Genomic DNA, 26585 nt, shown 5'->3' on the forward strand with positions numbered 1-26585 from the left:
CTAAATCACCGTTTGCTTTTGATGATGGTGCCCAGGCCTTGCAGATAGGCCACCAGCGCGTCCATTTCGGTTTTGCCCTTCACAGCATCCTTGGCACCGGCGATGTCTTCGTCGGTGTAAGGAACGCCGAGCGTGCGCAAGACTTCCATTTTCTTGGCGGTGTCTTTGCCGTCGAGCTTGTTTTCCACGAGGAACGGGTACGCCGGCATTTTCGACTCGGGCACGACGTTGCGCGGGTTGTACAAGTGCGCACGCTGCCAGTCATCGGAGTAACGACCGCCGACACGGGCCAGGTCCGGACCGGTACGCTTGGAACCCCACAGGAACGGGTGATCCCAGACGCTTTCACCGGCAACCGAGTAGTGGCCGTAACGTTCGGTTTCAGCGCGGAACGGGCGGATCATCTGCGAGTGGCAGCCGACACAACCGTTGGCGATGTAGATGTCGCGGCCTTCCAGTTCAAGGGCGGGACGCGGCTTCATGCCTTCGACCGGCTTGTTGGTGACGTCCTGGAAAAACAGCGGAACGATCTGGGTCAGGCCGCCGATGCTGACGGCAATAACCATGAAGAAGGCCAGCAGGCCAATATTCTTCTCGACTGCTTCATGCTTCATCAGTGAGCTCCAACTACAGCAATCTGTTCGGCGGCTGCAGCTTCAGCCGGGTTCGAGGCACGTACGGTGCGCCATACGTTGTAGGCCATGAACAGCATGCCGCTGGCAAAGAACGCACCGCCCAGGGCGCGAACGATGAAACCAGGGTGGCTGGCTTGCAGCGCTTCGACGAACGAGTAGGTGAGGGTGCCGTCGTCGTTGATTGCACGCCACATCAGACCCTGGGTAATGCCGTTGACCCACATCGACGCGATGTACAGAACGGTACCGATGGTCGCGAGCCAGAAGTGCGTGTTGATCAGGCCAGTGCTGTGCATCTGCGCGCGACCGAACAGCTTCGGAATCATGTGGTAGATCGCGCCGATCGAGATCATCGCTACCCAGCCCAAGGCACCGGCGTGTACGTGGCCGATGGTCCAGTCAGTGTAGTGAGACAGCGAGTTGACGGTCTTGATGGCCATCATCGGACCTTCGAAGGTCGACATGCCGTAGAACGCCAGCGACACGACCAGGAAACGCAGGATCGGGTCGGTGCGCAGCTTATGCCAGGCGCCCGACAGGGTCATCATGCCGTTGATCATGCCGCCCCAGCTCGGAGCCAGCAGGATGATCGACATCGCCATGCCCAGCGATTGTGCCCAGTCCGGCAGAGCGGTGTAGTGCAGGTGGTGCGGACCGGCCCATATGTACAGGGTGATCAGCGCCCAGAAGTGCACGATGGACAAGCGATAGGAGTAGATCGGACGCTCGGCCTGCTTCGGAACGAAGTAGTACATCATCCCCAGGAAGCCGGTGGTCAGGAAGAAACCTACGGCGTTGTGGCCGTACCACCACTGGATCATCGCGTCAGTCGCACCCGAGTAGGCCGAGTAGGACTTGAACAGGCTGACCGGCAGCGACATGTGGTTGACGATGTGCAGCATCGCGGTCACGACAATGAACGCGCCGTAGAACCAGTTACCGACATAGATGTGCTTGGTCTTGCGCTTGACGATGGTGCCGAAGAACACCAGTGCGTAAACGATCCAGACAATGGCCAGCAAAATTGCCAGAGGCCATTCCAGCTCAGCGTATTCCTTGGTGGTGGTGTAACCCAACGGCAAGGTGATGCCTGCACCGACGATCACCGCTTGCCAACCCCAGAAGTGGAAGGCTGCGAGGCTGTCGGAAATCAGTCGCGTTTGGCAGGTTCGCTGCACGACGTAATAAGAAGTGGCAAACAGTGCACAACCACCGAAGGCGAAAATCACCAGGTTGGTGTGCAACGGGCGTAGGCGTCCAAAAGTCGTCCACGGCAGACCGAAGTTCAATTCCGGCCATACGAGCTGTGAGGCGATGAAGACACCGAGCCCCATGCCAAGGATCCCCCAGACCACCGTCATGATGGCGAACTGGCGGACTACCTTATAGTTATAAGCAGTCGGACTGATTGCTGTGCTCATTCTAAGGTTCCACGGTTTGGGTGTTTTATTAGGAGTAAAAATCGGCCGCAAGTATGGAGAAAGCAGGGGGTCATTGCAACGCGCCATGACCTGGGTCAATGCTTTCAAAAGCTGATTCTGCGGCCTTTCCATGCGCCGCGTAAGGACAAAATTGCCCGTGGGCAAAATGTCGCAGCGAACGAAAATGATGAGGGGGCCAGGTCAGATGTAACGGAGTGTGTTGAAACGCAACGATCCAGTGACCGATGGCAATTGGCGCGACAGCCGGTATCTACCAGCCTTTGCGGGTTGTCATCGGACAGAATTGTCGAACACATCGGCTAAAAACGACCCGGAACCGGCCCATGCCAGTTCGCACGGAGCAAGCTTAGACCCGAATCTGGCGAACCGAAAGAAAGAGCAGGGGGAGGGTGCGACAATGAGTCGCAAAGGGGCAGGGAACTGCCGCATTGCGCAGAATGCGGCAGCAGAGCGGTCCAGATTTATTCGTTCTTGCCTTCAGCCTGCAAACGCTCGGTGTTCAACCCGTGGGACAGGCTGAACACGTAAGCCGCCAGCAATTGCACTTTGTCGTTGCCGAGCAATTCGTTCTGCGCTGGCATATGACCCTGGCGGCCATGACGAATCGTTTGTTCAAGCTGCGTCAGGCTCGTACCGTAAATGAAACCGGCTGGGTGCGTCAGGTTCGGCGCGCCCATGGCTTGCGTACCCTGGCCGTTTGCCCCGTGACACGCGGTGCAGGTGGTGCTGAACAGTTGCTGTCCGGCTTGCAGGTCAGCGCCGCTGTTGGCAGGCAACGGCAGGCCGGCCAGGTCATGACGCACATACGCGGCGACATTCTTCACACCCGCCTCGCCGAGGATTTCACCCCAGGCCGGCATCGCGGCCATGCGTCCGCCCATGATGGTGGTCTTGATGGTGTCCGCCGCGCCCCCCCAACGCCAATCGCTGTCGGCCAGGTTCGGGAAGCCGAACGCGCCCTTGGCATCCGAGCCGTGGCAGACCGAGCAGTTGGACGCAAACAGGCGGCCGCCCATTTTCAGCGCTTGCGGGTCCTTGGCCACTTCTTCCACCGGCATGGCGGCGAATTTGGCGAAGATCGGCCCGAACTTCGCGTCGGCCTTGGCCATCTCCTTTTCCCATTCATGCGCGCCGGTCCAGCCGTTTTCATAGCCCGGCAAGATGCCTTTCCAGTTGCCCAGGCCCGGATAAAGGATCAGATAACCCACGGCAAACACCAACGTGCCGGCAAACAGCATGAACCACCACTGCGGCAGCGGGTTGTCGTATTCCTCGATGCCGTCGAAGCTGTGGCCCATGGTCTGGTCGACGCTGCCCTTGGTTTCGCCCTTGCGAGTGCCGATCAGCAGCCAGGTCAGGCCGATCAGGCTGCCGATGGTCAGCACGCAGATCCACGTACTCCAGAAGGTGGTCATGGCCGGGTACTCCTTGTTTCAGGTTCTTGGGTGGCGTCATCGGGTTTCGGTTCGTCGGCGAACGGCAGCAGGCGTGCTTCGGCAAATTCCGGATTGCGCTTGCTGTTGAACACCCACAACGTCAGCCCGACGAAAGCCACAAACACCACGACCGTGCCCAGGCCGCGGATCATTCCAGTGCTCATTTCAATGACCATGGCTCACCTCTTGCTCTTGATGGCAGTGCCGAGCACTTGCAGATAGGCGACCAGGGCATCCATTTCGGTCTTGCCCTTGAGTGAGGCGACGGCGCCTGTGATGTCGTCGTCGGTGTACGGCACGCCAAGGGTGCGCATTGCCTTGATCTTGGTTTCGGTGTGGCTGCTGTCGAGTTGATTGGCCACCAGCCACGGGTAGGCGGGCATTTTCGATTCCGGCACCACGTTGCGCGGGTTGTACAAGTGCGCGCGGTGCCAGTCTTCCGAGTAACGTCCGCCGACCCGGGCCAGGTCCGGACCGGTACGTTTCGAGCCCCACAGGAACGGGTGATCCCAGACGCTTTCCCCGGCGACCGAGTAGTGGCCGTAGCGTTCGGTCTCGGCGCGGAACGGGCGGATCATCTGCGAGTGGCAGCCGACGCAGCCTTCGCGGATATAGATATCGCGACCTTCCAGTTGCAGGGCGGTGTAGGGCTTCATGCCTTCCACTGGTTTATTGGTCACGTCCTGGAAGAACAGCGGGACGATCTGGGTCAGGCCGCCGATGCTCACTGCCAGTACCATCAGCAACAGCAGCAGGCCGACGTTTTTTTCGATTGTTTCGTGTTTCATGGCGGACTCCTCAAGCCATCTGCGCGGCAGCGGCGACGTCGGCGGGCTGCGAGGCCCGCACGGTGCGCCAAGTGTTGTAAGCCATCAGGAACATGCCGCTGAGGAAGATCGCCCCGCCTACCAGCCGCACGATGAAGCCTGGGTGACTGGCCACCAGCGTTTCGACGAAGGAGTAGGTCAGCGTGCCGTCTTCGTTGACGGCGCGCCACATCAGGCCCTGAGCGATGCCGTTGACCCACATCGAGGCGATGTACAGCACGGTGCCGATGGTAGCGAGCCAGAAGTGCGCGTTGATCAGGCCGATGCTGTGCATCTGCTCGCGGCCGAAGACTTTCGGAATCATGTGGTACAGCGCACCGATGGAAATCATCGCCACCCAGCCCAGAGCGCCAGCGTGAACGTGGCCGATGGTCCAGTCGGTGTAGTGAGACAGTGCGTTGACGGTCTTGATGGCCATCATCGGGCCTTCGAAGGTCGACATGCCGTAGAACGCCAGCGACACCACGAGGAAGCGCAGGATCGGGTCGCTGCGCAACTTATGCCAGGCGCCCGACAGGGTCATCATGCCGTTGATCATCCCGCCCCAGCTGGGTGCCAGCAGAATCAAGGACATCACCATGCCCAGCGACTGTGCCCAGTCCGGCAGCGCGGTGTAGTGCAAGTGGTGCGGACCGGCCCAGATGTACAGGGTGATCAGCGCCCAGAAGTGCACGATGGAGAGGCGATAGGAATACACCGGACGTTCGGCCTGCTTCGGAACGAAGTAGTACATCATCCCGAGGAAACCGGCGGTGAGGAAAAAGCCCACGGCGTTGTGGCCGTACCACCACTGCACCATGGCATCGGTCGCACCGGCGTACACCGAGTAGGACTTGGTGAAACTGACCGGCAATTCCATGTTGTTGACGAGGTGCAAAATGGCCACGGTGATGATGAACCCACCGAAGAACCAGTTACCGACATAGATGTGCTTGGTCTTGCGCTTGACCAGCGTGCCGAAGAACACGATGGCGTAGGCGACCCAGACGATGGTGATCAGGATGTCGATCGGCCATTCCAGCTCGGCGTATTCCTTGGAGCTGGTGTAACCCAGCGGCAGGCTGATCGCTGCCAGCAGGATCACCAGTTGCCAGCCCCAGAAGCAGAACGCGGCAATTTTCGGCGCGAACAGCTGCGTTTGGCAGGTGCGTTGCACCGAATAAAACGAACTGGCGAACAGGGCGCAACCGCCGAAGGCGAAGATCACCGCGTTGGTGTGCAACGGGCGCAACCGGCCGAAACTGGTCCACGGCAGATTGAAGTTGAGTTCGGGCCAGACCAATTGGGCCGCGAGAAAAACCCCGAGCCCCATGCCGACGATGCCCCACACCACCGTCATAATGGCGAATTGGCGGACCACCTTGTAGTTGTAGGCGGTACTGATAGAAGTGTTCATGGTTCCCCATCCACGGTTCAGCCGAAGTGAAGGCGTCTCGCAAGGCAATGACGCTCCCTTCGCCTGGAGTTATAGGCAGACTAAAAGCGAGGCAAGCATGGACAAACAGCACAAGGCCAGTATTGACGGGGATCAATGGGCGCAGTGCACGCGCGATCATGGATGGTTATGGAATGCGGCTGTCACGCCGGCCTCGGCGACGCTGATTCTCGCCCACGGTGCCGGTGCGCCGATGGACAGCGACTGGATGAGCGATATGGCGCAACGCCTTGCTGCACAAGGCGTCAACGTGTTGCGCTTTGAGTTCCCGTACATGGCGCAGCGGCGCACCGAGGGCGGTAAACGCCCACCCAATCCGGCGCCGAAACTGCTGGAATGCTGGCGCGAGGTGTATGGCGAAGTGCGACGTCATGTCACTGGGCCTCTGGCCATCGGTGGCAAGTCCATGGGCGGGCGGATGGCCAGTTTGCTGGCGGATGAGTTGGGCGCGGAGGCGCTGGTGTGCCTGGGTTATCCGTTCTATGCGGTGGGTAAGCCCGAGAAACCGCGGGTCGAACATCTGGCCGGGTTGAAGACGCGGACGTTGATTGTGCAGGGCGAGCGGGATGCGCTGGGCAATCGGGAGGCGGTCGAGGGTTACGCGCTATCGCCGAACATCGAGGTGATGTGGCTGGCGGCGGGGGATCATGACTTGAAGCCGTTGAAGGCGTCGGGGTTTACGCATGAGCAGCATTTGGCGGCTGCGACGGGGAAGGTGGCTGAGTTTTTTGGGGCATGACTACTCCGTCGGGTCAAAGATCGTCCAGATCGGGAAAGATAATTTTCCCCATCACCCAAGGCTCAACAATCTCGCAATTCACTGTACGCAGAAATGAACCCCATTCCATTCGATTATGGGCATCCGGGCCGGTGACGGTAAGCAATAGGTACTCGTCCCGAAAGGCGTCATAGGCATAGATCAGCCAGAAGTCATTGTCAGGGTCGTTGACCAATGCTGTGCGGTAATACTGGCGTTCGATTTTCGCCCATCGCACTTGAGTCGTGTGAGTACTTGCCAAGTGAATGTGGTGCATGTCGTTCAGATCGAGTCGTTCGTCCCGTCCGAAAATTGCTGACAGTTCGTTGCACACTTTGTAGTTATAAAAGTGTGCCGCGAAGTTTTGCCAGTTGATTAATTGTTCGAAAATCGCGGAGATTTTGACGGTTGGCATCCAGGCCTACTTTGTAATGGGTAGCCTGCCTGTGATCACAAATTTATCGAACACTTTCTGTCCATCACGTGCGGCTTGCCGAACATCCAGGAATGTCAGTTCATCACGAACAACCTTTTTGTTGGGTTTGTCGATTTTTTTGGTGGTGGCCATCGGAGCCTCCGAAGGATGTGTATTCATACCGGCCAGCTTATGTGAATAGTTTTTGACCGGCAAACAATAGAACCTGCCCCCCAATGCGTACAAGTCGGCGGATTCTGGCGATGTTGTAGGCAGCGTCAGCGTCGGTTGAATGAGTTTGTCGTTAGCAGTCATGGTTTCTTCGCTGGCTGCCAATGAAGAAGCCAACCCAAGCTGCTTCATTTTCAGAGCGGCCACAAAAAACCCGGAAGCTTTCGCTGTCCGGGTTTTTGGTCTCACCAGTGCAATCAGCGGTTTAAACCGCTCCACCAACGAATACTGGGTATTCGCGGTCTTCGTCAGTTCTTCACTCAGCAATGCCGAGTTCTGCGCTTGCTCGGACGTCTGGTCCGCCAATTGCGAGATGTTGCTGATGTTGCGGCTGATTTCTTCGGCCACCGCGCTTTGCTCTTCGGTCGCTGCCGCGATCTGGGTGGTCATGTCGGTGATGTTGGCCACCGCTTCGCTGATGCCCACCAGCGCCTGATCCGCTTCCAGCACCCGTGCCACGCCTTCTTCGGCCTGACGATGCCCGGCTTCCATGGTCTGCACGGCCGTGCTGGCAGTTTGTTGCAGCTTGGCGATCAGGCTATGGATCTGCCCGGTGGATTCGCTGGTGCGTTGCGCCAGTTGGCGGACTTCGTCAGCCACCACCGCAAAACCACGCCCCATTTCACCGGCGCGGGCCGCTTCAATGGCCGCGTTCAAAGCCAGCAGGTTGGTCTGGTCGGCGATGCCTTTGATCACGTCGACCACGCCGCCGATTTCGTCGCTGTCCTTGGCCAGTTGGGTCACGGTCAGGCCGGTTTCGCCGACTACCACCGACAGGCGCTGAATGGCTTCGCGGGTTTCCCCGGCGATGTCGCGACCGCGACCGGTCAGGCGATTGGCTTCCTGCGTGGCGTCGGCGGTGCGTTGTACATGGCTGGCGACTTCCTGAGTGGTGGCCGCCATCTGGTTGACGGCGGTGGCCACTTGCTCGGTTTCCACGCGCTGGCGTTCCAGGCCGCTGGAGCTGTTGTGCGCCAGGGCGTCGGACTGTTTCGCCTGATCGGTCAGGTGCTCGGCGGTGTCCTGCAGACGGGTCAGGCAGGTTCTCAAGCGGGCTTCCTGGCTGAGGATCGACATTTCCAGTCGCGCCTGAGCGCCACGGCTGTCGGTGTACATCTGCGCGATCAGCGGGTCGGACGTGGTCTGTTCGGCCAGGCGCAGCAGGCGCTTGAGGCCGCGCTGTTGCCAGCTCAACCCCATCAGGCCCAGCGGCACCGACAGGCCGGCGGCCAGGGCAAAGCCCCATTGCGACGTCAACGTGGCCCCGATCATGAAGCTTAGCTGGCTGACCAGAATGAACGGCAGCCAGTCCTGAAGCACCGGCAGCCATTTATCAGTGGAGGGGATGGCCGACTTGCCTTGGTTGATGCGTTGGTAGAGTGCTTCGGCACGCTGGATCTGTTCGGCAGTGGGCTTGATCCGCACCGACTCGTAACCGATCACCTGTTTGCCTTCGAAAATCGGTGTCACGTAGGCGTTAACCCAATAGTGATCACCGCTTTTGCAGCGATTCTTGACGATGCCCATCCATGGCAAGCCTTGTTTGAGTGTGTCCCACATGTGCGCGAACACCGCGGCCGGAACGTCGGGGTGACGGACCAGGTTGTGCGGTGCGCGGACCAGTTCCTCACGAGAAAACCCGCTGATCTCCACGAACGCGTCGTTGCAGTAGGTGATCATGCCCTTGGCATCGGTGGTGGAAATCAACCGTTGCTGGGCCGGGAAGGTCCGTTCGCGTTGTGTAATGGGCTGGTTGTTACGCATGGCTTTCTCAATCTGCAAGGCTTTGAAAGGTTGTCGGCGGTGGCAGGCATTAGTTTAAATTATTTTTTAATAATCAGCAGTGCGTCGCAAAACGAGAATTGCCTCAGCCCGCGAGCATGGGATAAGTGAAGAACGCGAAGTGCAGCAGGTTCAGGCCGAAATGGGTGGCGATGGCTGCACCCAGGCCGCCGAAGCGATAGGCCAGGCCGTACCCGACACCGGCGAGACTGGCCAGCAGCCCCCATTGCCAGCCCGCCCCCAGATGCACGAGGCCAAACAGCAATGAGGTCATTAACAAGGCGAGGTTTTCGCCATGGGGCAGGTGCTGGAAGCGACGACTCAGGCCACCCTGCAGATACCCGCGAAACAGGGCTTCCTCCACGAGGGTGACCAGCAGCAGATTATTCAGCAGCCACAGCCAGGCGTGATCCGGCCACTTCGGCGCCCAACTGATCATGCCCAACAGCAACGCGCCACCCAAGGCCAGCACGGCACTGAGCGTCAGGGCGAGGGCAGTGGCGTAGATTCCAAGTCGTAAAGAACGCCGGCCGACAATCCACGGACAAGCCAATAGCAGCCAGAAGCCGATCAGGGGTTTGTCCTGATTCAAATACATTGAAAAAGGCACGGCATCGTCGGTGAGGCGTTGAGGGGCAATGCCGCGACCGTTATAGAAACCGGGAAGCCAGTGCAATGCCAGCGCCAGGGCCAGGATCACGAACAGACCGTGACCGAGGTAGTGGGCGACGGGGAGTTTTTGTTGGCGGACGGCAACACCGGCCACTAGCAGCAACGCCACGGAAACAACGGCCATCCAGCCAAGTTGGCCGTAGGTCAAAGCGAGGGCGTAGCCGAGGGAGAGCAGGGCCAGGTAGCTCCATGGCAGGGCGAGCATGTGAAGTCCTTGTGTACAAATTTTGCGGAACGCCTCGGGCCTCAGTGGTTTTGTGCCGAGCCTACAAAGCGGGGGGATTATAGGGGCGCGCGCGGCACAAACAAAAACACCGCCCGAAGGCGGTGTCTGTGTCCGCAAGCGCTTAAGAGGCAATCAGTTGCCGCAACACGTAATGCAAGATCCCCCCGGACTTGAAGTACTCGACTTCATTGAGTGTGTCGATCCGGCACAGCACTTCGATCTTTTCCTTGCTGCCATCTTCGCGGGTGATGACCAGTGTCAGGTTCATCCGCGGCGTCAGCTCTACGCCAGTCAATCCGAGGATATCCAGCGTCTCCTTGCCACTCAGTTTCAGGATCTTGCGGTTCTGATCGAGTTTGAACTGCAACGGCAACACACCCATGCCGACGAGGTTGGAGCGGTGAATCCGTTCGAAGCTTTCGGCGATGACCGCTTTTACGCCCAGCAGGTTGGTGCCCTTGGCTGCCCAGTCGCGGCTTGAGCCGGTTCCGTATTCCTGGCCGGCAATCACCACCAGCGGCGTGCCCGACGCTTGATAACGCATGGCCGCGTCGTAGATCGGCATTTTCTCCATCGTGGGGATATAGAAGGTATTGCCGCCTTCTTCGCCGCCGAGCATTTCGTTGCGGATACGAATGTTGGCAAAGGTGCCGCGCATCATCACTTCGTGGTTGCCACGGCGGGAGCCGTAGGAGTTGAAGTCGCGCGGCTCCACGCCTTTGTTGCGCAAGTACTGTCCGGCCGGGCTGTCGGCCTTGATATTGCCGGCCGGGGAGATGTGGTCGGTTGTTACGGAGTCACCCAGCAGGGCAAGGATTCTGGCTTCGGCGACGTCCTTGACCACGGGTGGCGGTCCGCCGATGCCATCGAAAAACGGCGGATGCTGAATGTAAGTCGAGTCATCCTGCCAGACATAGGTCGCTGCTTGCGGGACCTGGATGGCCTGCCATTGTTCGTCGCCGGCAAATACTTGGGCGTATTCCTTGTGGAACATGGCGGTGTTGACCTGATTCACCGAGTCGGCGATCTCTTTGCTGCTCGGCCAGATGTCGCGCAAGTACACCGGGTTGCCCTCCTTGTCGTTGCCCAGCGGTTCGCTGCTGATGTCGATGCGCACGGTACCGGCCAGCGCATACGCCACGACCAGCGGTGGGGAGGCCAGCCAGTTGGTTTTCACCAGTGGATGTACACGTCCCTCAAAGTTGCGGTTGCCCGACAAAACCGAGGCAACGGTCAGGTCAGCGGCCTGGATGGCTTTTTCGATGGGCTCCGACAGCGGGCCGGAATTGCCGATGCAGGTGGTGCAGCCGTACCCGACAAGGGCAAAACCCAACTCATCGAGATAGCGTGTCAGGCCCGCTGCCTTGTAGTAGTCAGTGACCACTTTGGAGCCCGGCGCCAGTGAGCTCTTGACCCACGGTTTACGCATGAGGCCTTTTTCAATGGCCTTTTTCGCCACCAGACCCGCCGCCATCATCACGCTCGGGTTGGAGGTGTTGGTGCAGGAGGTGATCGCGGCAATCACCACCGCGCCGTTTTTCAATCGATAGGTCTGGCCGCCGTGTTCGTAGTCGGCTTCACCGGCCAGATCGGCATTGCCTACTGCGACACCGCCGCCGCCTTCACTTTCCAGGCGACCTACTTCCTTGCTGGTGGGTTTGAATTGCAGGTCGATGAAGTCGGTGAACGCCTGCGCGACATTGGGCAATGAAACGCGATCCTGTGGACGTTTTGGCCCGGCGAGGCAGGCTTCGACATTGGCCATGTCCAGCGCCAGGCTGCCGGTGAACACTGGTTCCTTGCCCGGCAAGCGCCACAGGCCTTGAGCCTTGCTATACGCCTCGACCAGTTTCACCGTTTCCGGCGGCCGGCCGGACAAACGCAAATACTCCAGCGTCACATCGTCTACCGGAAAGAAGCCACAGGTGGCGCCGTATTCCGGGGCCATGTTGGCGATGGTCGCGCGATCGGCCAGCGGCAGGTCGGCGAGGCCGTCACCGTAGAACTCGACGAATTTGCCGACCACACCTTTCTTGCGCAGCATCTGGGTGACGGTCAGCACCAGGTCGGTGGCGGTGATGCCTTCCTTGAGTTTGCCTGTGAGCTTGAAGCCGATCACTTCGGGGATCAGCATCGACACGGGTTGGCCGAGCATCGCTGCTTCCGCTTCGATTCCGCCGACGCCCCAGCCGAGGACGCCAAGGCCGTTGATCATGGTGGTGTGGGAGTCGGTGCCGACCAGCGTGTCGGGGAAGGCATAGGTGCGGCCGTCCTCGTCCTTGGTCCAGACCGTGCGGCCCAGGTATTCCAGATTGACCTGATGGCAGATCCCGGTGCCCGGTGGCACTACGCTGAAGTTGTCGAATGCGCTCTGGCCCCAGCGCAGGAATGCGTAACGCTCACCATTACGCTGCATTTCAATGTCGACGTTTTGTTCGAAGGCGCTGGAACTGCCAAATTTGTCGACCATCACCGAGTGGTCGATCACCAGGTCCACCGGCGACAGCGGATTGATGCGCTGCGGATCGCCGCCGGCCTTGGCCATGGCGGCGCGCATGGCTGCCAGGTCGACCACGGCGGGAACGCCGGTAAAGTCCTGCATTAGTACGCGGGCGGGGCGGTACTGGATTTCGCGGTCGGAGCTACGCTCCTTGAGCCACGCGGCAATCGCCTTGAGGTCGGCACCGGTGACGGTTTTTTCATCTTCCCAGCGCAGCAGGTTTTCCAGCAGTACTTTCAACGACATGGGCAATGTGTCGAGATCACCGAGGCTCTTGGCGGCCTCGGGCAGACTGAAATAGTGGTAGGTCTTGTCGTCGACTTGCAGGGTTTTAAGGGTTTTCAGGCTATCGAGAGAGGGCATTACGATCACTCCTTTAAGTCCGCACGGCTACGGACTGAGGGGATGGGCAGAGCATTAAACCTAGCCCTGTTTTAAGTAGCTGGCTAATAACTGGACTCTATGGCCAAGTCCAAGGTTCCGAACTCGGCTATCATGCGCCGGTTTTCGTGACAGGCTTTGCTTCAACGCAAGTCTGGGCATCGCGCAGTGGTTGAATGTCTCGCCATCTGCCCAGGAGTAAAAATGAACACCCTCTTTATGCATTGCCGGCCGGGCTTCGAAGGCGAAGTCTGTTCCGAGATTTCTGAACACGCGGCGCGTCTGAACGTGGCCGGTTATGCCAAGGCCAAAACCGCCAGCGCCTGCGCCGAGTTCATCTGCACCGAAGAAGACGGCGCCGAGCGCTTGATGCGTGGCCAGCGTTTCGCCGAGCTGATCTTCCCGCGCCAATGGGCTCGCGGAATTTTCATCGACCTGCCGGAAACCGACCGCATCAGCGTAATCCTCGCGCACATGGCGGACTTTCCGCTGTGCGGCAGCCTGTGGCTGGAAATGGTCGACACCAACGATGGCAAGGAGCTGTCGAACTTCTGCAAGAAATTCGAAGGTCACCTGCGCAAGGCGCTGATGGCTGCCGGCAAGCTGGTGGAAGATGCGCATAAGCCGCGTCTGCTGCTGACGTTCAAGAGCGGCCGTGAAGTGTTCATGGGCCTGGCCGAGTCAAACAACTCGGCGATGTGGCCGATGGGCATTCCGCGCCTGAAATTTCCGCGTGAGGCCCCGAGCCGTTCGACGCTGAAGCTGGAAGAGGCCTGGCATCACTTCATCCCACGCGATCAGTGGGATGAGCGTCTGCACAGTGACATGACCGGCGTTGACCTTGGCGCTGCCCCCGGCGGCTGGACCTGGCAACTGGTCAATCGCGGCATGCTGGTGACCGCTATCGACAACGGCCCGATGGCCGAAAGCTTGATGGACACCGGGCTGGTGCAACACTTGATGGCCGACGGTTTTACTTTCAAGCCCCGCCAGCCGGTGGACTGGATGGTCTGCGACATCGTCGAGAAGCCGGCGCGTAACGCTGCGATGCTGGAGGAGTGGATTGGCGAGGGGCATTGCCGGGAAGCGGTGGTCAACCTCAAACTGCCAATGAAACAGCGTTACGCTGAAGTTAAGCGTTTGCTGGAACGCATCGCCGACGGCTTCAAGGAGCGCGGTATCCGGGTCGAGATCGGCTGCAAACAGCTGTACCACGATCGCGAAGAAGTGACCTGCCATTTGCGTCGGCTGGATGTGAAGAAACCCAAGTCCCGCTGATTCTCACGGACCCCTGTGGGAAAGAGCTTTTGTGGGAGCCGGGCTTGCCCGCGATGCAGGCGACTCGGTTTGACGTCGAACCCGGTTGATGCCATCGCGGGCAAGCCCAGCTCCCACAACAGCTGACCCCCACAGGGGCGGCGGTATGCCACAGATGACCGAACACCCGGCAATGCGCGACAATGCCGGCCAGTTTCAGGAGTTAATCATGAGTGAAATGTTTGATACGCCGGTTGACGGCACGCTCGACGCCACCGGCCTCAATTGCCCGGAGCCAGTGATGATGTTGCACCAGCACATCCGTGACCTGGTGCCTGGCGGTCTGCTCAAGGTGATCGCCACCGACCCGTCGACCCGTCGCGACATTCCCAAGTTCTGCGTGTTTCTCGACCACGAGTTGGTGGGGCAGCACGAAGAGGCTGGCACCTACCTCTACTGGATTCGCAAGAAGCTCGATTAACGGGCACAAAAAAAGGGCCTGCAAACGCAGGCCCTTTTTTGTATTCGCTCATCCCGCCGAATGGCTGATGCGAATCCGCTTGCGTGCACTGCGCGCCAGGCGGATCGACAGCATCACGGCTGCGCAACTCAAGCCCACGATCAAACCTTGCCACAGGCCGCTCGGGCCGCTCGGCGCGCCGAACCAATCGGTCAGGCCCAGCGCGTAACCCACCGGCAAACCAATCCCCCAGTAAGCGAACAGGGTCAGGATCATTGTCACGCGCGTGTCCTGATAACCGCGCAAAGCGCCGGCCGCTGTCACCTGGATCGCATCGGAAAACTGGAACAACGCCGAGTACACGATCAGCATGGCAGCCACGCGAATCACCGTCGGGTCAGCGGTATAGATCGCTGCAATGTGCTCGCGCAGCAACAACATCATGCTTGCGGAAAGGCAGGCATACGCCAGCGCCGTGCCCATGCCGACACCGGCGGCGAAACGTGCCTCGCGTGGCTCCTGGCGACCGAGGGCCTGGCCTACCCGCACCGTCACGGCCATGCCGAGGGAATAAGGGATCATGAACACCAGCGAGCTGAAGTTCAGGGCGATCTGGTGCCCGGCCACCACGGTGGCGCCGAGGCTGCCGATCAGCAGCGCAATCACCGCAAAAATGCTCGACTCGGCGAACACTGCGATGCCGATCGGCAGGCCGATGCCCAGCAAGCGTTTGATCACCGACCATTGTGGCCAGTCGAAACGACTGAACAACTGGCTCGACTGATAAGCCGGCGCCCAGCGCTCCCAGCCGGCCATGCCCAGCGCCATCACCCACATCACAATCGCGGTGGCCCAGCCGCAGCCGACACCGCCCATGGCCGGCACACCGAAGTGGCCGTAGATGAAGATGTAATTCAGCGGGATGTTCAGCGCCAACCCGCACAGGCCAAGCACCATCGCCGGGCGCGTGCGGCCCAGGCCATCACTGAAACAGCGCAATACATGATAGAAGGCGACGGCGGGCAAACCGCTGGCGATGCCGTGCAAGTACTGCATGCAGGGGCCGATCAATTCGGGATCGACGTTCATGATGTGCAGGATCGGCTCGGCGCTGAACAGGATGCCGGTCGCCATCAAACCGACCACCAAGGCCAGCCAAAGGGCCTGACGCACAATCGGGCCGATCTCGCTGTGGGTGCCGGCGCCAAAACGCTGGGCGACTTTGGGTGTGGTGGCCAGCAAGGTGCCGGTCATCAGCAGAAACACCGGGACCCAGATCGAGTTACCCAGCGCTACGGCCGCCAGATCGCGAGGCCCGACCCGGCCTGCCATCACCGCATCGACAAAGCCCATGGCGGTGGTCGCCAGTTGCGCGATCATGATCGGCAGCGCCAGCGTGAGCAGGTTTTTCAGCTCCAGGCGAACCCGGGCCGGGCGGGTGAGGGAGAGTGTGGCGGGGTGGTCAGTCACGGAATTCAAGGGCGAAACGTCCAAAGGTTTTAATGCGCAAGGCGACGCATTCTACGCCCTGACGCAGTGGTCAGGAAAAGTCCTGTGTTAGGGATTTGTAATCGTACTTCGGACGTTGCGACATGCCTTTTAGCAGCTGGCGAAGCCTGCGTCCGGCTGCGAAGCAGTCGTAAAGTCAGACGATGCGGTGTTTCAGTAAGACTGCAAACTCAGGTTTTACGACTGCAGCGCAGCCGGACGCAGGCTTCGCCAGCTGCTACAAGGATGCGCAATGCCTGCTGGCTCAGTACAGGCATCTGCGCCTACACTGCCGATCCGCCAAAGGAGCCTGCCATGCTGATTGTTGCCGACGAAAATATCCCGCTGCTCGATGCCTTCTTCTCAGGTTTCGGTGAAATCCGCCGGGTACCGGGACGGTCCATCGACCGCGCCACCGTCGAACAAGCCGATGTGTTGCTGGTGCGCTCAGTGACCAACGTCAATCGTGCCTTGCTCGAAGGCAGCAACGTGCGTTTTGTCGGTACGTGCACCATCGGCACCGATCACCTGGACCTGGATTACTTTCAGCGCGCCGGCATCACCTGGTCCAGCGCGCCCGGCTGCAACGCTCGGGGCGTCGTCGACTATGTGCTGGGCAGCCTGTTGACCCTGGCTGAAATCGAAGGGGTCGACCTGACCCCGCGCACCTATGGCGTGGTCGGTGCCGGCGAAGTGGGTGGGCGACTGGTCAAGGTCCTGAAAGGCCTGGGCTGGAAAGTGCTGGTGTGCGATCCGCCCCGGCAAGCGGCTGAAGGCGGCGACTTCGTCAGCCTCGAACAGATCATCGAGCAGTGCGATGTCATCAGTCTGCACACGCCCTTGAAGAAAAGCGGCGCGCAGTCGACCTGGCATCTGTTCGATCAAAACCGTTTGAACCAGCTCAAGCCTGGCACCTGGCTGATCAACGCCAGTCGTGGCCCGGTGGTCGACAACGCCGCCCTGCGCCAGGTGTTGCTGGAGCGCGAAGACCTGCAAGCCGTGCTCGACGTTTGGGAAGGCGAGCCTGAAGTCGATGTAGCGCTGGCTGAGCTGTGTGTACTGGCAACACCGCACATTGCCGGATACAGCCTTGATGGCAAACAGCGTGGGACGGCGCAGATTTATCAAGCGTATTGCGAGTTTCTCGGGCAACCGGCGCCCATCAGCCTGAATGATTTGCTGCCGGCGCCGTGGTTGTCGCAAGTGACCTTGAATGCGCAAACAGACCCTGCGTGGGCGTTGGCCATGTTGTGCCGTGGCGTGTACGACCCGCGCCGTGACGATGCGGACTTTCGGCGCAGCCTGGTCGGTAATGTGAGCGAACAGCGCGCAGCGTTTGATGCGCTGCGCAAACACTATCCGTCGCGTCGGGAGATTGAAGGGTTGCAGGTGCGGATTGAGGGCGAGTCAGCTCAATTGCACAAGATCGTGGCGGCGTTGGGTGCTGTGACAGTCTAGGGAACGAGTCGGCCCTATCGCGGGCAAGCCACGCTCCCACAGATCTTGAGTCATCCACCCAACCTGTGGGAGCGTGGCTGAACTGGCCTAATAATTTCGGACACCTCTTAAGGGCGATATGATTTCGCCAACTTGGAGGCTCCATGAACGAAAGAAAGGTCTATACGCGCGAGTTCAAGCTTCATGCTGCCAGCATGGTGCTTGATGATAACTGCCCGGTTTCAGATGTTTGTGCATCGCTGGATATCGGGCCCACCGCTTTACGGCGCTGGGTCGATCAGGTTCGTAAGGAACGTGAAGGGCAGCCAGTCAAAGGCACCAAGGCAATCACCGAAGATCAGCGCCAGATCCAGGAACTAAAAGCCAAGATCAAGCGCATGGAGATGGAAGCCGATATCCTAAAAAAGGCTACCGCTCTCTTGATGTCGGATCCCGATCGTTTTCGATGATCGCAGAGCTAAGAGAGTCATTCCCGACGGCTGTGGTGTGTCGTGTTTTCGGTGTGAAGCGCAGCAGCTTTTATGAGTGGATTCAGCGACGCGCCAAACCGAGGCGCAAACGCGAAGAGCTCAAGCTGAAAGTAGTTGAGCTGCACAGCGAAAGCCGCGAAGCCATGGGCTCCAGAATGATCAGTAAAGGCCTGAAATCCCAAAGCATTACAGCTGGAAGGAGTCTTGTCAGAGCGCTGATGAGAGAGGCCAATATCGTCAGTAAACAACGCCAGCCTCACCCTTTCAGATCCAAAGGAGTGGAAGCATTTGTCGCGCCCAATCGGCTCAAGCGCAACTTCAAACCGACTGCAATCGATCAGGTTTGGTGTGGCGACGTCACCAGTTTGATGGTGGGCAAACGTTGGGTTCATCTGGCCATCGTGATCGATCTGTATGCCCGAAGGGTTATTGGCTGGGCATTTTCTCTGGTCAATGACGCCAACTTGGTCAGCAAAGCGCTGCGTATGGCGACAGAGGTACGAACGTGTCCTCCTGGGCTGATGTTTCACTCAGATCAGGGATGTCAGTACACCAGTCGCAAGTTTCAAGAAGAGCTGCTGCAACACGACATTTTGCAAAGCATGAGTCATCGCGGGCAGTGCTGGGATAATGCGCCGACAGAACGCTTTTTCGGCACGCTCAAGTCAGAGTGGGTGCCTCGTGGCGGTTACAGCCTGATCGAGGAAGCCAAAACCGATATCGTGCGCTTCTTCATGTACTACAACCGCACCAGACTCCATAGCTATAACGACTACCTGTCGCCAATAGCCATGGAGCAAAAAGCGGCATAAACACCGTAATCGGTGTCCGAGATTACTTGACCAGTTCAGGCTTGCCCGCGATAGGGTGCGCAGCACCCTCAAAAATCACCCATAAAAAACCCGGCCCTTCAGGGCCGGGTCAAGAAGACGGTGGCTATATCACTTTTGTTTGGCAGGCTTGACCAATCGCTTTTCCAGTTCGCTGCACGCTTGCTGGATCATGTCTTCAGTGATCGGTACTTCGCGGCCCTGTTCATCGATAATCGAGCAACCCAGAGACTGGTCTGGCTGCGTGCGGATCACTTGAATCTTGTCATCGCTGCTGTGTTGCAAGGACATGGCCTGTCTCCTCATCAGGTTGTGTGCTTACTCTAAAACCCTCAGGTGACCGGGCTATGACAACTCCCTGCGATCTTTCCCGACGGAAACATCAGTCCACCAGAAATTTAAAAACGTTGCTACCCGGACTTTAGACCAATAGCGTCTAGAGACTAGTCGTCGCGGTCATATTTAACCTGACTCATTGTGATTTACAGGGTTCAACCGCTGGCGGTGTAGGCTGGCTACAACCATTGCATACTGGATACTCCGATGCTCTCTGCCCGTTACCGCCGTGCGATCCGCCTGACCAGTCGCTTTCTTGTGCCTTACCGCTGGCAAGCCCTTGGCGCGCTGCTCGCATTGATTGTCACCGCCGGCATTACCTTGTCGATGGGGCAGGGCATTCGCATGGTGGTGGATCAGGGGTTCATGACCCGATCACCGCACTTGCTCAATCAGTCCATCGGCTTGTTCATGGTGTTGGTGGTCGGGCTGGCGGTCGGCACCTTTGCGCGTTTTTACCTGGTGTCGTGGATCGGCGAGCGCGTGGTCGCTGACATCCGCCGGCAAGTATTCAACCATCTGATTTACTTGCATCCGGGGTTCTATGAAAACAATCGCAGTTCCGAGATCCAGTCGCGGCTGACCGCCGATACAACGTTGCTGCAATCGGTGATCGGCTCTTCGTTGTCGCTGTTCCTGCGCAACACGCTGATGATCATCGGCGGGATTGTGCTGCTGTTCATCACCAACCCCAAACTCACCAGCATCGTGGTCGTCGCATTACCGGTGGTCATCGCCCCGATTCTGATTTTCGGCCGCCGGGTGCGCAGTCTGTCGCGCCTGAGCCAGGACCGGATCGCTGACATCGGTAGCTACGTCGCTGAAACCCTCGGCCAGATCAAGACGGTGCAGGCCTACAACCATCAGGTCCAGGACGAGCAGCGTTTCGCCGTGACGGTGGAAGAGGCGTTCAACACGGCTCGTAAACGTATTTTCCAGCGAGCCTGGCTGATTACGCTGGTGATCGTGCTGGTGCTGGGCGCGGTGGGCGTCATGTTGTGGGTCGGCGGCATGGATGTGATTGCCGGTCGGATCTCGTCCGGTGAACTGGCGGCATTTGTTTTCTACAGTCTGATCGTGGGCAGTGCGTTCGGCACCTTGAGCGAAGTGATCGGCGAGTTGCAGCGTGCAGCGGGCGCGGCCGAGCGGATTGCTGAGTTGCTGCGCTCGGAAAACATCATCCAGCCGCCGAGCTCTGGCCTGGTGACCTTGCCGGAGCGGGTGAAGGGCGATCTGGTTCTACAAGATGTGCGTTTTTCCTACCCGTCGCGTCCGCAAAGCTACGCGGTCGATGGTTTGAGTCTGACCATTAACGCGGGCGAAACCCTGGCCCTGGTCGGCCCCTCCGGTGCCGGTAAATCCACCGTGTATGACCTGCTGCTGCGTTTTTACGATCCGGCCGCAGGGCGAATCCTGCTCGATGGCGTGCCATTGACCCAGCTCGACCCACTCGACCTGCGCCGTTGCTTCGCCCTGGTTTCGCAAAACCCGGCACTGTTTTTTGGCAGCATCGAGGAGAACATTCGCTACGGCAATCCAGCGGCGACCCCGGCGCAAGTTCAGGAGGCCGCAAAAATTGCCTACGCCCATGAATTTATCGAGCACATGCCCAATGGCTACCAGACCCATCTCGGCGACGCAGGGCTGGGTTTGTCGGGTGGTCAGCGCCAACGCCTGGCCATCGCTCGGGCGTTGCTGGTGGACGCACCCATCCTGCTGCTCGACGAAGCCACCAGCGCACTCGATGCGCAAAGTGAACACCTGATCCAACAGGCCCTGCCGAGCTTGATGAAAAACCGCACCACCCTGGTGATCGCCCACCGTTTGGCCACCGTGAAAAACGCCGACCGGATTGCCGTGATGGATCAGGGTAGGTTGGTGGCGGTGGGCACGCATCAGGAGTTGATTGCGAGCAATGCGCTGTATGCGCGGTTGGCGGCGTTGCAGTTCAGTGATGGCAAGGCCGAGCGTGGTCTTCACCTATAAGCGTCGTGTAGGAGATGTGTAGGAGCTGTCGAGTGAAACGAGGCTGCGATCAAAAATTCGCAGCCTCGTTTCACTCGACAGCTCCTACACATCTCCTACAACACCGGTTCCGCGCTGTTCCTGTTTAACGGGCGCTACCGGTCACTGATCGTCGAAGAACCGTTCATGCCATTCCACCAGCGGTTGGGGCGTGTTGAGCTTGTGACCGTAGATCACCGAATACGACAGCACGTTCTGTACGTATTGGCGGGTTTCGTCGAACGGGATGCTTTCCACCCACACGTCGTAGCTCAGGTGATCGGCACCACGTAGCCACTGGCGTACGCGGCCCGGGCCGGCGTTGTAGGCGGCGGAGGCGAGGACGCGGTTGCCATTGAACTGGCTGTGGACCTGGCTCAGATAAGCGGCGCCGAGCTGGATGTTCTTGTCCGGGTCAAGCAGCTGCTGCGGCGAGGAGTACGGAATGCTGAACTTGCGCGCGGTTTCCTTGGCGGTGGCAGGCATCAATTGCATCAGGCCTGTGGCGCCGACACCAGAGCGGGCGTCGTCCATAAAGGCACTTTCCTGACGGGTGATGGCGAATGCCCAGCTCGAATGGATACCGCGGTTTTTGGATTCGCGGACCAGCGCATCGCGGTGGGCCATCGGGAAGCGGATGTCCAGATCGTCCCAGTACTGCGCCTGACTGATGGTGCGAATCGCCGGGAAATACCATTTCAGGTCATAGGCCAATTTGGCCTGGGCAACCATTTCGTCGCGGCTGAAATGACGGCTGACGTAGTACCACTCCCGGCGCCCGTCGGCGATCTGTCCACGGGCGTGCAACTCCAGGGCGCGGCGTACGCCAGGGGTGTTACGCACCTTGTTGGTCAACGCTTGGCTCAATACCAACGGTTTGTTGACCAGCGAATAGGGCGACTGCGAACGATCGGCCGCCATGAAGCCATAGAAATCGCGCTCGTGAGCGAGGTTTTTATAAAGCGTTTGCGGTTCCGCGTTCTGTGGCTGGGCCAGTTCGAGGCTGCGGGCCTGCCAGTAACGCCAGCGATTGGTAGTCGCCAGGTCCTGCGGCAAACGCCGGGTCAATTGATAGGCATCGTCCCAGCGGGCCAGGCGCAACAGTAGCCGCATGCGCCATTCGGACACGGTGTTGTCGCGCAGTTCCGGGTCGTACTTGGTCATCACGTCCAGTGCGCGGCTGTCGAAACGCCGTGCGAGGGTCAGCCCGATTTCCCGGGCGATCGCCACTTTTTCATCGCGGGAGAAGTGCATGCTGCTGGCATAACCGTCCAGCAGGTCCATGGCCTTGTCCGGGTCTTGCTTGGCCAGGCGGCGCAGGCCGAGGCTGACGATGTCGGACATCGGTTCGTCGGCAGGGGTGAAGCGCGAAGGCTGGTTGAGCAGCTCAGGCTTTTGCGCCACATCAATCAACAGCTGACCGCGAGGGGCGAGGGTGGTCAGGCCGTTAACGAGGCTTTTGGCCAGCGGATAATTGCGTGCCTGGGCGGCGAGTTTGGCGCGCTCCCAACGTTTTTGCTCGGTCAATTGACCTTCGGCGGCCCATTGCCCGAACAGTGCATCGCAGGCCTCAGGTTGGGATTTGCCGGTCAGCCAGAGCTTGTTGGCGTTGGCGTAACCTTCGGTCTTCTGGTTATGACTGATCTGATACTGCGCATTCAGGCAGTCCAGTTCGGTGAAGTTGAGCTTGGGGTCGTAATACTTGACGAAGGTCGCCCAGTCGCCACGGTCAGCCAGCCAGCGCAGCCAGCGCAATTTCATCCAGTTGGCTTGCGGCAGGTCACCGTGCTCGGCGAGGAATTTTTCGATTTCGGCATTGCTGGCGGTTTTTAGGCGCGCGGTCAATTCGTCGTAGGCCAGATAGGGCTCCAGCGGGTAATCCCTGAGGGCCTGGCTGTAACGGAAGTAGGGGCCGGAATCGCCCTTGGCCAAGGCACGCTTGGCTTCATCGTAATACTGACGCTGGGTGGACAGGTCCACCGCCTGGGCTGATTGGACGGCAGTGGCAGAAAGAAGCAGACAAGATAAAAGACTGAAAAGGCGACTGCGCATGAGACGTCCGGGCAGAGAAATCATGACAAGTGCGGGCAATGCCCGCACTGAATTGTCTGTAGCTTAGCCTTTTGCCAGCAGCAGGCGAAAGCTTTGCGGGCCTGTCAGCATAAGTTCGCAACATTTGTTGTGCAGAGTGCTTCGAGAGTGAAATTGCCGGCCTTCTGAAGCCTCAAGTCAGGTAGAATGCGCGCCCGGTTTTTGGAGAAGCTCATGACCCTGCTCAAATTCAGCGATGTGTCCCTTGCTTTCGGCGCTATGCCGTTGTTGGACAAGGTGTCCTGGCAGATCGCCCGTGGTGAGCGGGTGTGCATCATCGGCCGCAACGGCACTGGCAAGTCCAGCATGATGAAGCTCGTCAAGGGCGACCAGAAGCCCGATGACGGCTCCGTCTGGCGTGCACCCGGACTCAAAATTGGCGAATTGCCGCAAGAATTGCCGGTAGCCGACGAGCGGACCGTGTTCGACGTGGTTGCCGAAGGCCTGGACGGCGTCGGTGCGTTGCTCGCCGAATACCATCACCTGAGCCAGAACATCGTTACCGACGCCGATCTGGACAAGCTGATGCACGTCCAGCACGACCTCGAAGCCCGCGATGGCTGGCGTCTGCAGCAACTGGTCGACAGCACGTTGAGCCGTCTGCAGTTGCCAGCCGACAAGACCCTCGCCGAGTTGTCCGGCGGCTGGCGTCGTCGCGTCCTGTTGGCCCAGGCCCTGGTTTCCGAACCGGACCTGCTGCTGCTCGACGAACCGACCAACCACTTGGACATCGGTGCAATTGCCTGGCTTGAAGAAGCGCTGAAGGATTTCCAGGGCGCCGTGCTGTTCATCACGCACGACCGTTCATTCCTGCAAAACCTCGCGACCCGCATCCTCGAACTGGATCGCGGCGGCCTGATCGACTGGAACGGCGACTACGCCAGTTTCCTCGTGCACAAAGAGGCCTCGCTGGCGGCTGAAGAAACTGCCAACGCGCTGTTCGACAAGAAGCTGGCTCAGGAAGAAGTCTGGATCCGCCAGGGCATCAAGGCCCGTCGCACCCGTAACGAAGGCCGTGTCCGCGCGTTGAAAGCCCTGCGCGTCGAACGCAGCGAACGTCGTGAGCGCACCGGCAAGGCCAACATTCAGCTGGATACCGCTGACAAGTCCGGCAAGCAGGTGATGGTCCTCGAGAACGTGAGCTTTGCTCACCCGGGTGGCCCGTTCCTGATCAAGGATTTCTCGATGGTCCTGACGCGCGGCGACCGTATCGGTCTGCTCGGTGCCAACGGTACCGGCAAGACCACACTGCTGAAGCTGATGCTCAGCGGTCTGCAGCCAACCAGCGGCACAGTGGAAGAGGGGACGCGCATCGACGTCGCCTACTTCGACCAGTTGCGCCATCAGCTGGACCTGGAAAAGACCGTGATCGACAACGTGGCCGAAGGTCGCGACTTCATCGACATCGATGGTCAGAGCCGTCACGTGCTGAGCTACCTCGGCGACTTCCTGTTCAGCCCGCAGCGTGCCCGCACGCCGGTCAAGGCGCTGTCCGGTGGCGAGCGTGCCCGTTTGTTGCTGGCGAAGCTGTTCAGCAAGCCGGCGAACCTGCTGGTCCTCGACGAACCGACCAACGACCTCGACGTCGAAACCCTCGAGCTGCTGGAAGAGGTGCTGCTGACCTTCAACGGCACCGTGCTGATGGTCAGTCACGACCGGGCATTCCTCGATAACGTGGTCACCAGCACCCTGGTCTTCGAAGGTGAAGGCAAGGTTCGTGAGTACGTCGGTGGCTACCAAGACTGGCTGCGTCAGGGCGGTTCGCCGCGTCTGCTGGGCGTGACCGAGAGCAAATCCGGCAAAGCCGACCTGACCTCCGCAGTCGTAACGGCTGAAGCGGCGCCTGTGGTTGCCGCTGTTGAAGCGCCGGTGGCGAAGAAGAAGCTCAGCTACAAGTTGCAGCGCGAGCTGGAAATGTTGCCGAGCCAGATCGAAGCCATGGAGCAGCAGATTGCTGTGGTTGAAGCGCAAATGGCTGATGCCGCTTTCTATCAGCGTCCTGCTGCCGAGACCGCCGCGGTGATCGCGCAGTTGGAGCAGTTGCAGGCTGAGCTCGACGTGATGGTCGAGCGCTGGGCCGAGCTGGATGCCTGATTGATCCTGTTGTAAAAAAGCCCGGCGTTCAGTGATGAACGCCGGGCTTTTCATATGGAGTGAGATCTACGAGGCTACAGCGATCCATTGTGGGAGCGTGTTTCAGCTTTTGATCAGGCGCACCGCGAGTACATCGCAAGGCGCGCCGTGCAGCACGTCATTGGCGGTTGAGCCAAGCAACAGTGCCAGACCATGGCGGCCGTGGCTGCCGACCACGATCAGGTCGCATTGCTGTTCCTTGGCGAAATGATGGATTTCCTGGCGTGGTTGGCCATAAGTCAAATGGCAGTTGGCACCTTCGAGTTCGGAGTACTTGAGTTTCAGGCGCTCAAGGCGCTCCTTGGCCTGATCGAACTGCTGTTGTTGCAGTTGTGACAGGTCCATGGGGACGTCACCGCCAAAGGCCATGGCCATTGGCTCGACAATGTGCACCAGGGACAGCTTTGCCCCATTGCTCACCGACAACTCGCGAGCGCGGTGGATTACAGGGTCGCACTCTTCGGTTAGATCTACAGCGACCAGAATGTGGTTGTAGGGCATGAGGTGCTCCTCCTGAGGGTTGCAATATTGGTAAGTATGGCTGGTTTCAAGCGCATTGGTTTCTATGTGGCTCAAAGCGCTCATCAAGATTCGGGAGTACAGATATGACGGTCTGGATAGTGGTGTCAATCCTGCTGGTGGTACTGAGTCCGCTCGCATGGTTGCGGCCGTCTCGTGGTCAGAGCGGGCGAATGGCCCTGCGCATGGAGGCGCGACGTATCGGTCTGGCCATGCAACTGGCGCCTCAAGAGTGGCCGCATTGGCTGAGCAAGGAGCCGCCGAGCCCCTGCGCCCAGTACCATCGCTCGCGTCGCGGCAATCAACCGGCATGCTGGAGTTACTGGCAAAAATCGCCGGGTGTATGGGTGAATCAATGGCAGGAAGTTTGCGAGGATCCGGCGTTTTTGATTCATTTCGAAAAGTTGCCAGAAAATGTCTACAAGGTTGAGGCAGACAAGCAGATGATCACCTTGTATTGGGGAGAGAAGGGCGAGGCGACGGTTCTGCAAGACATTGACGCCGTGCTGAAAGCGCTGGCGTGAGCCGAGAATGTTTTGCGCTGCAATGGCGCAAAGCGCGGCAGACAGTCAATAAAAAGCCCGACATCATCATCGGGCTGGGGTTGGCCAGGCAGGCCGGTAATTCGCTGTAGGGCTGATCTTACGCACGGTATTCGCCAAACGCGTTCAAATTTTCCTTCAGGTTCCTGCCAGCGTAGCTTGTTAAACAAAGGCTGCAGTGAATTAGGGCGACTTTTCTAACTATTGATTCTATGAATGCTTTCACATGCAGCGGCGTGTTGAAGTGCTTCGCGGTAC

22 protein-coding genes and 1 pseudogene are annotated in these 26585 nt (G+C 59.2%); 9 read left to right on the forward strand and 14 right to left on the reverse strand.

Annotated features, from left to right (window positions below):
• Nucleotides 1-5: 5 nt before the first annotated feature.
• The 6 genes from ccoO (LOY55_RS09355) to ccoN (LOY55_RS09380) all read right to left on the reverse strand — a co-directional run bounded on the left by ccoO (LOY55_RS09355) (nt 6) and on the right by ccoN (LOY55_RS09380) (nt 5736).
• The gene (gene ccoO / locus LOY55_RS09355; protein WP_027921709.1) at nt 6-614 is read right to left on the reverse strand and encodes a cytochrome-c oxidase, cbb3-type subunit II; all 609 of its coding nucleotides are present in this window, start codon (nt 612-614) and stop codon (nt 6-8) included.
• Nucleotides 614-2056, reverse strand: coding sequence for a cytochrome-c oxidase, cbb3-type subunit I (ccoN, locus tag LOY55_RS09360; RefSeq protein ID WP_046027013.1), 1443 nt, complete (start codon nt 2054-2056; stop codon nt 614-616). The genes ccoO (LOY55_RS09355) and ccoN (LOY55_RS09360) overlap by 1 nt, the downstream gene beginning before the upstream one ends.
• A 482-nt stretch (nt 2057-2538) precedes the next feature.
• The gene (ccoP, locus tag LOY55_RS09365; RefSeq protein ID WP_223522455.1) at nt 2539-3492 is read right to left on the reverse strand and encodes a cytochrome-c oxidase, cbb3-type subunit III; all 954 of its coding nucleotides are present in this window, start codon (nt 3490-3492) and stop codon (nt 2539-2541) included.
• Nucleotides 3489-3689 (reverse strand): cbb3-type cytochrome c oxidase subunit 3, encoded by a 201-nt coding sequence (locus LOY55_RS09370; RefSeq protein ID WP_046027011.1) that lies wholly within the window; start codon nt 3687-3689, stop codon nt 3489-3491. The genes ccoP and LOY55_RS09370 overlap by 4 nt, the downstream gene beginning before the upstream one ends.
• Before the next feature lie 3 nt (nt 3690-3692).
• The gene (gene ccoO, locus LOY55_RS09375) at nt 3693-4301 is read right to left on the reverse strand and encodes a cytochrome-c oxidase, cbb3-type subunit II (protein WP_046027010.1); all 609 of its coding nucleotides are present in this window, start codon (nt 4299-4301) and stop codon (nt 3693-3695) included.
• 10 nt (nt 4302-4311) lie between these two features.
• Complete coding sequence (gene ccoN / locus LOY55_RS09380; RefSeq protein WP_046027009.1) at nt 4312-5736, reverse strand: cytochrome-c oxidase, cbb3-type subunit I; 1425 nt, start codon at nt 5734-5736, stop codon at nt 4312-4314.
• Between the two features lie 97 nt (nt 5737-5833).
• Between ccoN (LOY55_RS09380) and LOY55_RS09385 the strand changes: the two genes are divergently transcribed.
• A complete protein-coding gene (locus tag LOY55_RS09385; protein ID WP_109785948.1) occupies nt 5834-6514 on the forward strand; it encodes an alpha/beta fold hydrolase in 681 nt (226 codons plus the stop codon).
• A gap of 13 nt (nt 6515-6527) precedes the next feature.
• Here the strand turns inward: LOY55_RS09385 and LOY55_RS09390 are convergent, their stop codons facing one another.
• The 4 genes and pseudogenes from LOY55_RS09390 to acnA all read right to left on the reverse strand — a co-directional run bounded on the left by LOY55_RS09390 (nt 6528) and on the right by acnA (nt 12721).
• Complete coding sequence (locus LOY55_RS09390) at nt 6528-6947, reverse strand: type II toxin-antitoxin system YafO family toxin (RefSeq protein ID WP_223522454.1); 420 nt, start codon at nt 6945-6947, stop codon at nt 6528-6530.
• Nucleotides 6948-7406: 459 nt separating this feature from the next.
• A pseudogene (locus LOY55_RS09395) lies at nt 7407-8942 on the reverse strand (methyl-accepting chemotaxis protein); the annotation flags it as partial.
• 103 nt (nt 8943-9045) lie between these two features.
• Nucleotides 9046-9837: a CPBP family intramembrane glutamic endopeptidase gene (locus LOY55_RS09400; protein ID WP_223522453.1), complete on the reverse strand. Its 792-nt coding sequence runs from the start codon at nt 9835-9837 to the stop codon at nt 9046-9048.
• Nucleotides 9838-9979: 142 nt separating this feature from the next.
• Nucleotides 9980-12721 (reverse strand): aconitate hydratase AcnA, encoded by a 2742-nt coding sequence (gene acnA / locus LOY55_RS09405; RefSeq protein WP_046027004.1) that lies wholly within the window; start codon nt 12719-12721, stop codon nt 9980-9982.
• A 222-nt stretch (nt 12722-12943) separates the two neighbouring features.
• Here acnA and rlmM point away from each other — a divergent pair, with 222 nt between their 5' ends.
• Together rlmM and tusA are read left to right on the forward strand one after the other, a co-directional pair.
• Nucleotides 12944-14017, forward strand: a complete 1074-nt coding sequence (rlmM, locus tag LOY55_RS09410) for a 23S rRNA (cytidine(2498)-2'-O)-methyltransferase RlmM (protein WP_046027003.1) — start codon at nt 12944-12946, stop codon at nt 14015-14017.
• Nucleotides 14018-14225: 208 nt separating this feature from the next.
• The gene (gene tusA, locus LOY55_RS09415; RefSeq protein WP_046027146.1) at nt 14226-14477 is read left to right on the forward strand and encodes a sulfurtransferase TusA; all 252 of its coding nucleotides are present in this window, start codon (nt 14226-14228) and stop codon (nt 14475-14477) included.
• Nucleotides 14478-14525: 48 nt separating this feature from the next.
• Here the strand turns inward: tusA and LOY55_RS09420 are convergent, their stop codons facing one another.
• Complete coding sequence (locus LOY55_RS09420) at nt 14526-15935, reverse strand: MATE family efflux transporter (RefSeq protein ID WP_109785944.1); 1410 nt, start codon at nt 15933-15935, stop codon at nt 14526-14528.
• 324 nt (nt 15936-16259) lie between these two features.
• On the opposite strand from LOY55_RS09420, the gene pdxB reads away from it, so the two are divergent.
• From pdxB to LOY55_RS09435, 3 genes are all read left to right on the forward strand, one after another.
• Nucleotides 16260-17402 (forward strand): 4-phosphoerythronate dehydrogenase PdxB, encoded by a 1143-nt coding sequence (gene pdxB, locus LOY55_RS09425; protein ID WP_223522452.1) that lies wholly within the window; start codon nt 16260-16262, stop codon nt 17400-17402.
• Between the two features lie 143 nt (nt 17403-17545).
• Complete coding sequence (locus LOY55_RS09430; protein ID WP_046033372.1) at nt 17546-17851, forward strand: IS3 family transposase; 306 nt, start codon at nt 17546-17548, stop codon at nt 17849-17851.
• On the forward strand, nt 17848-18684 hold the full coding sequence (locus tag LOY55_RS09435; RefSeq protein ID WP_223525384.1) for an IS3 family transposase: 837 nt from the start codon (nt 17848-17850) through the stop codon (nt 18682-18684). Before LOY55_RS09430 ends, LOY55_RS09435 begins: the two co-directional genes overlap by 4 nt.
• Before the next feature lie 129 nt (nt 18685-18813).
• Here LOY55_RS09435 and LOY55_RS09440 read toward each other — a convergent pair whose 3' ends face one another.
• Nucleotides 18814-18993 (reverse strand): PA1571 family protein, encoded by a 180-nt coding sequence (locus LOY55_RS09440; RefSeq protein ID WP_046027000.1) that lies wholly within the window; start codon nt 18991-18993, stop codon nt 18814-18816.
• A gap of 252 nt (nt 18994-19245) precedes the next feature.
• Here LOY55_RS09440 and LOY55_RS09445 point away from each other — a divergent pair, with 252 nt between their 5' ends.
• Entirely contained in the window at nt 19246-21024 is a 1779-nt protein-coding gene (locus tag LOY55_RS09445; protein WP_223523369.1) for an ABC transporter transmembrane domain-containing protein, read from the forward strand.
• Between the two features lie 141 nt (nt 21025-21165).
• Here LOY55_RS09445 and LOY55_RS09450 read toward each other — a convergent pair whose 3' ends face one another.
• A complete protein-coding gene (locus LOY55_RS09450; protein WP_109785941.1) occupies nt 21166-23094 on the reverse strand; it encodes a transglycosylase SLT domain-containing protein in 1929 nt (642 codons plus the stop codon).
• A gap of 213 nt (nt 23095-23307) precedes the next feature.
• Here LOY55_RS09450 and LOY55_RS09455 point away from each other — a divergent pair, with 213 nt between their 5' ends.
• The gene (locus LOY55_RS09455) at nt 23308-25227 is read left to right on the forward strand and encodes an ATP-binding cassette domain-containing protein (protein WP_223523367.1); all 1920 of its coding nucleotides are present in this window, start codon (nt 23308-23310) and stop codon (nt 25225-25227) included.
• Nucleotides 25228-25329: 102 nt separating this feature from the next.
• Here LOY55_RS09455 and LOY55_RS09460 read toward each other — a convergent pair whose 3' ends face one another.
• Entirely contained in the window at nt 25330-25767 is a 438-nt protein-coding gene (locus LOY55_RS09460) for a universal stress protein (protein ID WP_109785939.1), read from the reverse strand.
• A 104-nt stretch (nt 25768-25871) separates the two neighbouring features.
• Between LOY55_RS09460 and LOY55_RS09465 the strand changes: the two genes are divergently transcribed.
• A complete protein-coding gene (locus LOY55_RS09465; protein ID WP_223523366.1) occupies nt 25872-26309 on the forward strand; it encodes a hypothetical protein in 438 nt (145 codons plus the stop codon).
• The last annotated feature ends 276 nt before the right edge of the window (nt 26310-26585 follow it).

Source organism: Pseudomonas sp. B21-040 (assembly GCF_024748695.1).
Lineage (GTDB): Bacteria > Pseudomonadota > Gammaproteobacteria > Pseudomonadales > Pseudomonadaceae > Aquipseudomonas.